A 10954-nucleotide genomic window follows, 5' to 3' on the forward strand; every position below is an offset into this window, starting at 1 on the left:
TGCGAGGCCATTGTGCTTTATTATAATTAACCAATAACCAATGATTAAATTCTTTAGAAAAATTAGACTAAACTTACTCTCTGAAAGCAAGTTCAGGAAATATCTGCTTTATGCAACGGGAGAGATCCTTCTGGTGGTTATCGGTATTTTAATTGCTTTACAAATTAACTCTTGGAATGATAATCGCAAAGCAAAAATCGTGGAAAACAACTTCTTTGCCAATGTCCTACTAGATTTGGAAAAGGATAATGAAAAGCTTAATTATTACAATAGATTTCACCAAAAAAGAATTCAATATTTAGATACACTTTTAACTTATGTAAGAAATCCTGATCGGACCATGGGTATTGAAAAATTTGGCATGTATGTAGAACCTTTGTTTTATCCAGTAAATGCTACCAATTACTCAACGACATTCGAATCGGCTAAATCGATGGGTATTTTCAACAATTTTCGTGAAAAAGATATTATAAAAGAGCTCTCTCAGTACTATGCCGACTTTGTTTTAATAGAGAATTCTTTTAGCACAATAACAAGAATAGTTGAAAATCAATTTGAACCTATGATGCAAACACTACCAAAAGGCTATTTTACAGAGACTACTGGAGCATTGGTAATAAATGAAGAGGATGTACAGAAGTTCTATCATAAGGTCTCGTCAATAAAGGACAATCGAAATATCACCTATGATTATGACAGGATTTTAAAAACGTCAAGCTTTGAAAGTTATTTGATTGGAGATATGGGTAGGTCATATGACGCAATGGGTATTATAGAATCTAGAAAGTCTATTTTAAATCGATTATTTGAGCGTATAAAGGAACACAACTAAATTAAAAATAACGTAAGCAACTCACTATGGGTATAATTCAGCATGGGGCGAATCACCAACTTGAAAAATCTTATCTTCAAACTTAGAACCAAACATACGCGCCGAACCGTTAGCATCAATCTAAATGCGACACTACGTCAAATGAAAAAGATAATACTAGTGATACTTATGGGACTAATTTCAAGACAAAGCTTTGGACAACTCTCTAAAAAAACAGAGTACGTAAAAGTTAATGGACTTGATATGTATTATGAAGTATATGGAGAAGGGGAACCACTTTTACTTCTCCATGGTTGGACACAATCTTCAAATTTTTGGTCCGAATATATACCAACCTACGCCAAACACTTTAAAGTTTACGCTATTGATCTTCGCGGACATGGAAGAACTTCCCAACTAACAGCTGACTTCTCAATTAAAAATTCGGCTAAAGACATTTTAGAACTTATAGACCATTTACAAATAAAAAAAGCAAAAGCAATTGGTTTAAGCTTTGGCGGTCTAACACTACTTGAACTAGCCAGTTCTAACCCAGAAAGAATCCAAGCAATAATTCTTATTGGTGCTTCTCAAAGCTATAAAGGAGGAGAAAATAACGAAGGTGATAATACATTTTCTTATGAAACTCTACCAAAATCGTTTGTTGAAGAACTAAAAAAAATACATTACCATGGTGAAGCTCAAATTAAGGCGTTATTCAATCCAAATCTTGACTATCAAATCAAACTAAAAGATGAAGAACTAAATGCATTTAATTTCAGGACTTTGATTGTTCACGGGGATCGCGATGAAATACTTGGTATCGACCCAGCAATTGCATTGCATAAAAATATTCCGAATTCGGCATTATGGATTGTGCCCAACACAGGACATATTGCTATAACTGAACCAAACCTAGATGCTTTTCTAACAAACAGTCTTCAATTTATGAATGTGGACAACGAAAATAAAACTGATGCCAACAAAAAATAAAGACCATTAAAACGGGCGTTTATTCAGACCTTTAGGTACAATTAAAAACAACATGTTATGAATAGAGCCATTCTTGCCATACTTGCTTTCTTAGTACAGTTGTCACTTGCTTTCTCTCAGACTAAAATTATTGACATGCACATTCATTCCTATTCAGGAGCTGACTTTGGTGAACGTGAACCCACAAGCGATTACTATGGAAATAAAGGTGCGGCAAACGCAGAGGCACATCGAATTGAAACTTTCGCAGCTTTTAATAAATTGAACATTGCGAAAGCTATGGTAAGTGGTAATCCTCAAAGTGTGGAAGAATGGGCCACAAAGGATAGCACTAATCGAGTAATCAGGGGAATATTGATTTATTCTCCGGATGATTATGGATTGGACAGTGTTAAGTTTGAGCAAATGGTAATAGACAAGAAAATTGAAGTATTTGGAGAAATTGGGGCGTATTATAGTGGTACAACACTAAGCGATTCTATTTGGCAGCCCTATTTACGCATTTGTGAAAAGTATGACATACCTGTTGCAGTGCATACAGGTGGTGGCGATCCAGGAGGAACTTATTCATGGTCTCCTAAAGCACGGCTGAAAATGGGTGACCCGTATTTGATTGAAGATGTATTGGTAAAATATCCGAAACTGAGGATTCATTTGATGCATAACGGTGGGGAAGAATGGCACGAACATGCTTTGCGACTTATGGCCTATTATCCCCAATTATATACTGATATAGCTGTTATGCTATGGGTTGAGCCCAATACCCAACGAACTGTTACAGAATTTCTGAAGAACGCAAAACATGCAGGTTATTTAGATAGGGTGATGTTTGGGTCTGACCAAATGGTTTGGCCATATGCTATTGAAAAATCAATTAATTATCTGAACAGTCTGGATTTCCTTACTGAAAATGATAAAGAAGGTATTTTCTATGACAATGCCGTAAGATTTTTAAAATTGAAATAAGTGTGCCTAACGATTAGTATAAAAAAAACAGAATGCATAGAAAAATAGTCACACTTTTACTTTTAGCAATATTCACAAATTTTGGATATTCTCAATCTGAAAAAATCAAGATTAAAACAGACAATCTAACGGAAGTGAATTATCTACAAATGGATGATTTTTATTTAACCCATTATTTATATATCGACCTGTTTTTAAGAGAAAATCTGTTTCCCGAATCAAATCCAGAAGATGTATCCTCAATTCTTAAAGCTCTTAAAAAATATGTTTCTGTAGAAAATAAATTAGACGTTGAAATTGAAAAGCCAGGAAAAAGAAATTACTTAATTAGATTTGCAATTTTGAAGAAAGATGACGGAACTGAACTATTAATTGCTTTCACAAACTGGAGTTTAAAGAAAAAGGTATTTGAAAAAGAAATTAAAATAGAAAATGATTCCTATACAAGATGGTATTTTCTAAATGGAAACAAAATGACCTACAGAAAAGATATGGCCGATAAGAATGATTACTCAAGTATGAATAAATCTGACTTAGCTAATGCATATTTATTTGATGAACTTACTGATAACGATTCCCAGATAAAAAATACAATAGACAACTTTTTAAAGCAAAGTGATTTAAGTGTGTCTGATAAAATTATGGCAAATTTAATTCTCTTGAAATACCATGTTTTTCAAAAAGAGAACAAAAAAGTGTCTAAGCAATCTGAATACTTAAATGAACTATTTGAAAAAAATAAATCTGAGTCTAACCTGAATGGTTTACAAATGGCTTATGATGCAACAAAATTTCAAATAGAATTAATGAAATAAATACTGTGTACAACCATGACTATAAGTAATTGTGGCAGTATGCAAAAAACATTAATATTAACCACCAAAAGGCCTACTTTCATAAGTGGAGAAATCTACGACGTTCCCCACAACGAAATAATAGCCTAGGAGTTGTTTATCATGTACATTAACCTAAAATAAAATTCAACAAGCGATGAAAATAGTATCGAAGAATAAGAGGATAATAGTAATGATTGCCCATCAAAGTTTAATTCTAAGCAATCGTAGTTTCCTACTGCTGGTATTGATATGCTCTTTGATTTCCTGTTATAATCCAAAAGAAAAAAATAAAGAAGCCCTCCGACCTAATATACTTTTATTGGTAGCGGATGATCTTGGATATGCAGATTTAGGGTGCTATGGTGGCGATATAGAAACACCAAATATTGATAATTTGGCAGCGCTAGGTATTAGATTTAGTCGGTTCCATACCTCACCATTGTGTGCCCCTACTAGGGCAATGTTACTTTCGGGTAATGATAACCACATTGCCGGAATGGGTATACAATCAAATCAGAACACTGGATTCGGCTATGAAGGAAAGTTAACAGATCGAATAGTTACAATTCCAGCATTACTCCAAGCCAATGGTTACCATACCTACATGGCAGGAAAATGGCATCTTGGAAGAGACTCTTTATCCATTCCATTAAATAAAGGTTTTGAACGCTCATTTGTTAATATTCGAGGGGCTGGAAATCATTATGATGACCAAGGGCTCTTTGAGGAAGATCCAATCACTCCATATGTCGAAGATGGTAAACCTGCCACTTGGAACAAAGGAGATTATTCTACTGACTTTTATACGGATAAACTAATAGAATACATTGACCTTAATATAGAAGATAAAAAACCGTTTTTCGGCTTTGCAGCTTATACATCTCCGCACTGGCCATTGCAAGTGGATGAAAAATATTGGAAAAAATATGAAGGACGCTATGATGATGGGTATGAAAAACTAAAGGAAAGACGCCTGGAAAGTCTAAAAAATGCAGCGATGATTCCAAAAGATGCCGTGTTACCCCCGAATCATGAAAAAGTAATACCATGGGATTCTTTATCATTAGATGAACAAAAAAAAGAATCAAGAAAAATGGAATTATATGCTGGAATGGTAGATAATCTTGATTATAATATTGGAAGAATAATTCAGCATTTAAAAGATATAGGTCAATTTGAAAATACATTAATCGTGTTTATGTCCGATAATGGTGCCGCAGCTGAAGACTTTTATTATGATTCAAATTTAGGGCCCTTTATAAGGGAGCATTTTAATGATGATTATGAAACCATGGGCCAGCCAAGTTCATTTATTTCGTATGGTCCTCAATGGGCGGAGGCGGGATCCTCTCCATTTCGACATTACAAAGGATTTACGACTGAAGGAGGTATCAATGCTCCTATGATTATTGCAGGACCAAATGTGGAAAGGCATAATGAAATTCATGATGAGTTTGTAACCTTGATGGATATTGCTCCTACTTTTTATGAAGTGGCCCAAGCTACCTATCCAGAAAAATTTGAAGGGAATGATATATATCCGATGAAAGGAAATTCATTGATGCCTTTTGTGTCTGGCATGTCTGATGAAATACATTCTTCTGAGTATGTATTCGGTTTGGAGCACAATAATCTTGCAATGATCAGAAAAGGAGATTGGAAAATCACTAATATAACGCGCCCTTTTATTGAGGAAAATTTTAAACTTTATAATGTATCCCAAGACCTTGCAGAGCTTAATGATCTCAAAGAATCTGAGCCTGAAAAATATAAGGAAATGTTAGGGGAATGGAGGAAATTTTCCAATGAAGTAAAGATACAAATACCTCCCCCTTCTTGGTAAATAGCTTTAGGAAAACACGAATGCAAAACAAAATGTATGAAACCATAGCCGCACAAAGTCAATGCGCAAGCCAAAGCTAAGATTCATACTAAAACCGTTGTGTGCTAGGGCATAAACTGTAACAATTGCCCTGTTACACCGTCAAATTTTAGTATGAATTACTAAACGCTAACAAATATGAGCGTAAAAAGGACCTCTTCCAAATCATTGGGCAATTACAATGTAAACATCAAAATTAAACTTGCAGCACTCGGGACTGCATTGAAGTTTTTGTATATATGCTGACTTTTTTCAGCTAATGACACCTATTAAAAGTTGGAGAAAATGATTGATCTTCAAACCCAAATGTGACCAACATCTTCTGAGATTTTGGTTGTTTTTTCTGCGATTTTAATTATTCCTTCGCTAATGATCTTTTTGTCCGTTTTTCTGAAAACACAAATTAATAAATGGTTGCATATTTGTATTGCAGCCTTATATGCAAGCATGTCTATTTTAATTACCGTTTCTACTTTAGGTAATGAATGGCACACATTTTATATCTTGTTAAATCTTATTGAAGTTTTGTTTTTGCAATGATTATTTATCAAGCATTGAATTGGCCTAAGGTGGAATAGTGTAACATATTACAAGAAGTCATGATAATCACTAAAATTTTAAATTCATTATTTAATAAACTTAATTAATCTATGAGTGCAAATAAAAAACAAAAGCAATTGATTAAAACTGCGAGAACAACTGGCGTTTGGTATTTAATAATGGCCATTTCAGGAATTTTAGGTTTTATGGTCTTTCATTCCCAAATATTTGTATCTGGTAATCCCCAACAAACACTAACGAATTTAATAGAATTAGAATCTACAGCAAGAATTAGGTTGCTATTAGAGTTTGCTATCGTAATATCCCAGGCACTTACCGCAGTTTGGTTTTTCAAATTATTTAAGGATAATTATGAATGGGAGGCTTGGACTCTTGGTATATGGGGAATGGTGAATGCTTTAGCCATTATGATAAGTGCAATTTCAATCGCCTCTGCAATAGGTGTTGCTAATTCTGACATAAGTGCTATGGAAGATAAGGTTCTACTTATTGAGGTTTTTCAAAATATAATTTCAAATGCTTGGGGCATTGGTGGTCTTTTCTTCGGGCTTTGGCTGTTTCCCATGGGATACATAGTCATCAAATCTAAAAAAATGCCTGTCTGGCTAGGAAGAATTATTATTATAGGGGGTATAGGCTATCTAATTAGCACCGTTATCCGCTACACAGGAATTGATTTTAGCTTCAATAGATTTCTTATTCTACCCGCAACCATTGGAGAGTTTTGGATAATCGGTTATTTGCTGATTTTTGGGATAAGATCTAGTAACGAATGAAATTAAATTAAAACGGCACATGACAAAAGAACTGAGGCAATAACCATTTTTTACTTAAAACAAAATAATTATTTTTTATGTTAGTAAGGCAAAAGATATGATATTATCCTTTGGTTCAAAAGCGACCGAACAATTTTGGAATGGATTCCAAGAAAAAAATGCCGGTCGAAGTTCAAAAAGTTGTATAACGAATTCTCAGAATGCTTAATAGCGAGCAAGACATTTTACATATTTCACTTCCAATTCAGATATTCCTTATTTCTATTTTAGTTATCATGAGTTGGAAAGGAGCAAAACGCAGTAGGTAGGACAAAATCATAACTTTTAACCAGGACTAAAATGATTGGCCCAGTTAAGAAATTTCTAGTCTACTATTTTTATTTATGCCTCTAGATTTATATTAAAACCATGATGTTTATTTCATCAAAATATACTACTTTCAATTAGTAATTTTTTAATTAATCGTGAACACAAAACTGAACACGTTTTGGAACACGATTTTCTACTATAGCATCTCTCAACCGCCTATAAACAGGCTATTGAAAAATTAAGAGGGGAATTCATAATCAAGAGGCCAAGGGTTCAAATCCGCCTCTCGCCACATTGGTAAAATCACCCAAAACAACGGTTTTGTTCTCTCTAAACTGTTGTATTTGGTCTATCTAATTCAAATAAATTGTATTCAGTATATATTTGGATCACTGCAGCAATTGACCACGCCTGTTGAATACACCCCTTACCCTTTTCTGGTGCATCACCATCAAAAATCTCGGAGATACAATGTAACCCTTGATGGTTATAAAAATGATCTTTTAAAGAAGTCAATTCTTCAACAACCTTTTTTTTATTCTTCAAATTAGCTCCATATAGTTTAAAAAATGAATGATAATACTCATAAAGTAAGTATGGCCATACGGTTCCCTGATGATACGCAGTGTCTCTCTGTAATGGGTCTCCACTATATTCACCTTTATAATTAGGGTTGGCTTGGTTAAGTGTCCTTAAGCCATAAGGGGTAAACAACATATCACGGACAGTCTCAAAAATTACTTTTTGCTGTTTTGTTTGTAATATATTGAAAGGCAAACTCAGACAAAATAATTGGTTAGGCCTAAAGCTATCGTCTTTAGGGCCGTTAGGTACTATTACATCAAAAAGAGTTCCTTCTGAATTTGTAAACATCCTGGAGAAATTAGTTTCAAATTGGGTTATGATTTCTTTGTACTTGGATCCGAACATGATATCAAAGTTTTTACAGAATTTCTCATAAATTTTCAAGGCATTGTACCATAAAGCATTGATTTCAACAGGGCAACCTTGCCTGGGCGTGATTACAGAGTCATTAACTTTAGCGTCCATCCATGTAAGCTGCTGCCCTTTCTCCCCTCCATATAAAAATCCCTCTTCGGTAACGTGAATATTAAAGCGTGTTCCTTCTATATGACAATCCAAAATCCACTTTAACACGTTCATATGCCTTTTTATGAAAGCAAAATCGTTAAACTTAGTAAAGTACTCATAAGTAGCAATAAATAACCAAAGAGTAGCATCCATGGCATTATATGGGACCACATCCTCACTATTATCGGGAAATCTATTTGGAATCATTCCCTGATCAATGCTGCAAAAAAAAGTAGATAAGATTGATTTGGAAGCCAATTTGTTCCCAGTAGCTATTGTCAAGCCACGCATAGCGATCATGGTATCCCGTCCCCAATCTGCAAACCATGGATAGCCGGCAATAATCGACATGGTTTGGGTAGATGTCCTTCTGACCAAGAATTGCTTACCGGAACGTAGTAAGTCCTTATAAAAATTCTGTCTTTGAATTTCATTACTTCCGTTTGATTCTTTATTTTCCGTAGGCCAAAAGTCCACCATATCTTTCTGATGTCCTTCCTCTAAAGTAAAGCACAAAATCATTTCCTCATTTGGTTTTAATTCATGCCTCAGATAACCAATTCTATAATAATCACATAAAAAATCTAAGTTTCGTTCCCGTTCTTTAAGAAGCACAATATTCCGATACCATGCACGAGCCTCAAAAAACTCCCCTACACTCCAACTTGTGAAAATAGGCTTGCTTCCGTAATGGGCATAGGTTTTTATATGGCTTCCCAGAATCTCTGAATAAAAATCGGTGTATGTGTTTTTATGAAATGTGCTATGAAAATCACTGTCATCATAAAGCGGGTGAAGCTCCAGAACAAAAGGATTCTTGCCTTTATTAATATATTTAATCAATGTGGTATTAGAATCAGTAACCATGGAAATACTTTTTTCTAATTGCCAAGTATTCATCCCGTAGTGCCAAGTTGGAAAAGGAGCAACATCAAAATTGTTTAAATATTTGGTTCCAGTTGGGTGTACAACATCTGGATATTGATTACAGGATAAATCGTGATATGTACCCTCTACATAAATACGTTCTTCAATTTTTGCAACCATTACCCTTCTATCTGTTGGAGGGTTAAGGGCCGCAGTTAACAGGCCATGGTAACGTCTTGTATTGGCTCCACTAACAGTCCCAGAAGAAAAACTCCCTAGTCCGTTGGTCAATAACCATTCCTTATCAAATAGATCTTCCATACTTTCCTAAAACATATTATTTATGAATTGATTTTTCATCAATCCATTTCAAGATATTCCTTATAAAGGATGCCACTTTAAGAGTAATAAGCAGTATTGAATCAAAATAAAGCTGTATTTGGTCAAACTAGAATGATCTAGATCATGTTCTAAAAAACCTATTTCCAGCGGCTTAAAATAAATGGTATTCAACGGATTGGTATACCATAAAAATTCTTTACCCATTTATCGGCCGGATTTCAATATTTCTAGAAGTACTAACTGTCTTGCATAGTCTTGAAACTTTGGAAACCTAAGATCAGTTTATAAAAACTTAAAAGGAATTCTTGTATATAGAATTGATATTTCTCTGATATAGGTCATTTGAAACGATAGACCATTCCTATAAATTTGGGAGATTAACACAATAGAGGTAAAAGAACAACTAATGTGCAAGAAACTATCATATGAAAACTAAGTCAGAATTTTTAAGCACGGAAATAGTTCAATTACTTAATTATAGGGTAGAACAAGAAGAATTTTCCTCAAGAACATATCTTTCCATGTCTTTATGGTCAATCGATAAAGGGTATTTGGGTGCTGGCAAATTATTCAAGAAATATAGTGAGGAAGAATTAGAACATGCTGGTAAAGCCAGAGCAATGCTCTTGGCCAATGGAGTTCAACCTATTACATCTGCACTTAAACAACCCGAGCAGGAATTTGAAAATCTCCCTAAAGCCATACAAATAGCCTTTGCCCATGAAACAGAAATCACAAAACAATGCTATGCGCTTACCAAGGCCGCATATAAAGAAGAAAATTACATGGTAGCAGAATTAGGGCTTTGGTACTGTAAGGAACAGGCCGAAGAATTAGACAAGTTTCAAAACCTACTGGATAGATGTAATGCATTTGGAGAAAAATCGGATATGTTAAGGGAACTCGACGAGGAAATGGAAAAATTATCGGAATGATACTAATAAAAGAATCATGAAAAATAGTATTGCTTTTACAATTTTAAGTAGCTGTTTCGCTTTGTTACTATTTGGCAACTGCAAACAGAAACAGGCTGAAAAATATAAGGAAGATGCAACGGATAGTGTATCTGTGACTGAAGGCTTAAATCGTTATGATAAAGATAGGATGCAGGATGATATTGGGAAAACAATAAAAAAAGACTGGGAAAAATTTAAAGATGAATCGGAGGGTCTTGTTAAAAACACAGGAGATCAAATAAAAAAGTTACGTGAAAATATCGCCAAATTCGATGAAATAGAACGTGAAAAACTTCAAAAAACTTTGGACAGTTTAGAACAAAAAAACCTTGGGCTAAAAGAAAAATTGGAGATGCGCACTCTTGAGTTCAAAGAAAATATGATTGCTTTCAATTCTAATGCGAAAGAAAAGCAAAAGAAATTTCAAGAAGAGGTCAAACATGACATAGATGAGATAATTAAGGCATTAGAAAAAATTGTAACTCCGAATGAAAGTATTAAAGACCAATAAGTGATACTATCCTGCTATTTTTAAAGTACACACTTAGCTCCTTAGCTAGGCT

General features: G+C 34.3%; 9 protein-coding genes. 8 read left to right on the forward strand and 1 reads right to left on the reverse strand.

Features of this window, described 5'->3' with window-relative positions:
• Positions 1–40: 40 nt before the first annotated feature.
• From ACOCEA_RS17450 to ACOCEA_RS17475, 6 genes are all read left to right on the forward strand, one after another.
• Positions 41–832 (forward strand): DUF6090 family protein, encoded by a 792-nt coding sequence (locus ACOCEA_RS17450; RefSeq protein ID WP_420757560.1) that lies wholly within the window; start codon positions 41–43, stop codon positions 830–832.
• Positions 833–973: 141 nt separating this feature from the next.
• The gene (locus tag ACOCEA_RS17455; RefSeq protein WP_420757561.1) at positions 974–1804 is read left to right on the forward strand and encodes an alpha/beta fold hydrolase; all 831 of its coding nucleotides are present in this window, start codon (positions 974–976) and stop codon (positions 1802–1804) included.
• Between the two features lie 57 nt (positions 1805–1861).
• Complete coding sequence (locus tag ACOCEA_RS17460) at positions 1862–2770, forward strand: amidohydrolase family protein (protein WP_420757562.1); 909 nt, start codon at positions 1862–1864, stop codon at positions 2768–2770.
• 32 nt (positions 2771–2802) lie between these two features.
• Positions 2803–3585 (forward strand): hypothetical protein, encoded by a 783-nt coding sequence (locus ACOCEA_RS17465; protein WP_420757563.1) that lies wholly within the window; start codon positions 2803–2805, stop codon positions 3583–3585.
• A gap of 175 nt (positions 3586–3760) precedes the next feature.
• Entirely contained in the window at positions 3761–5449 is a 1689-nt protein-coding gene (locus ACOCEA_RS17470; protein ID WP_420757564.1) for an arylsulfatase, read from the forward strand.
• Positions 5450–6138: 689 nt separating this feature from the next.
• Positions 6139–6825, forward strand: a complete 687-nt coding sequence (locus ACOCEA_RS17475) for a DUF4386 domain-containing protein (RefSeq protein ID WP_420757565.1) — start codon at positions 6139–6141, stop codon at positions 6823–6825.
• A 639-nt stretch (positions 6826–7464) separates the two neighbouring features.
• On the opposite strand, the gene ACOCEA_RS17480 is transcribed toward ACOCEA_RS17475, so the two are convergent.
• Positions 7465–9414: an amylo-alpha-1,6-glucosidase gene (locus tag ACOCEA_RS17480; RefSeq protein ID WP_420757566.1), complete on the reverse strand. Its 1950-nt coding sequence runs from the start codon at positions 9412–9414 to the stop codon at positions 7465–7467.
• 446 nt (positions 9415–9860) lie between these two features.
• Here ACOCEA_RS17480 and ACOCEA_RS17485 point away from each other — a divergent pair, with 446 nt between their 5' ends.
• Together ACOCEA_RS17485 and ACOCEA_RS17490 are read left to right on the forward strand one after the other, a co-directional pair.
• Entirely contained in the window at positions 9861–10370 is a 510-nt protein-coding gene (locus ACOCEA_RS17485) for a ferritin (protein WP_420757567.1), read from the forward strand.
• Positions 10371–10386: 16 nt separating this feature from the next.
• Positions 10387–10902, forward strand: a complete 516-nt coding sequence (locus ACOCEA_RS17490; RefSeq protein WP_420757568.1) for a hypothetical protein — start codon at positions 10387–10389, stop codon at positions 10900–10902.
• Positions 10903–10954: the final 52 nt, after the last annotated feature.

Origin of the sequence: Maribacter luteocoastalis, from assembly GCF_048890225.1 — a bacterium.
Taxonomy (GTDB): Bacteria; Bacteroidota; Bacteroidia; order Flavobacteriales; family Flavobacteriaceae; genus Maribacter; species Maribacter luteocoastalis.

Excerpts from the sequence above, each read along its gene's own strand:
- ACOCEA_RS17450 (WP_420757560.1), top strand. The coding sequence starts at position 41 with ATGATTAAATTCTTTAGAAAAATTAGACTAAACTTACTCTCTGAAAGC.
- ACOCEA_RS17455 (WP_420757561.1), top strand. The coding sequence starts at position 974 with ATGAAAAAGATAATACTAGTGATACTTATGGGACTAATTTCAAGACAA.
- ACOCEA_RS17460 (WP_420757562.1), top strand. The coding sequence starts at position 1,862 with ATGAATAGAGCCATTCTTGCCATACTTGCTTTCTTAGTACAGTTGTCA.
- ACOCEA_RS17465 (WP_420757563.1), top strand. The coding sequence starts at position 2,803 with ATGCATAGAAAAATAGTCACACTTTTACTTTTAGCAATATTCACAAAT.
- ACOCEA_RS17470 (WP_420757564.1), top strand. The coding sequence starts at position 3,761 with ATGAAAATAGTATCGAAGAATAAGAGGATAATAGTAATGATTGCCCAT.
- ACOCEA_RS17475 (WP_420757565.1), top strand. The coding sequence starts at position 6,139 with ATGAGTGCAAATAAAAAACAAAAGCAATTGATTAAAACTGCGAGAACA.
- ACOCEA_RS17480 (WP_420757566.1), bottom strand. The coding sequence starts at position 9,414 with ATGGAAGATCTATTTGATAAGGAATGGTTATTGACCAACGGACTAGGG.
- ACOCEA_RS17485 (WP_420757567.1), top strand. The coding sequence starts at position 9,861 with ATGAAAACTAAGTCAGAATTTTTAAGCACGGAAATAGTTCAATTACTT.
- ACOCEA_RS17490 (WP_420757568.1), top strand. The coding sequence starts at position 10,387 with ATGAAAAATAGTATTGCTTTTACAATTTTAAGTAGCTGTTTCGCTTTG.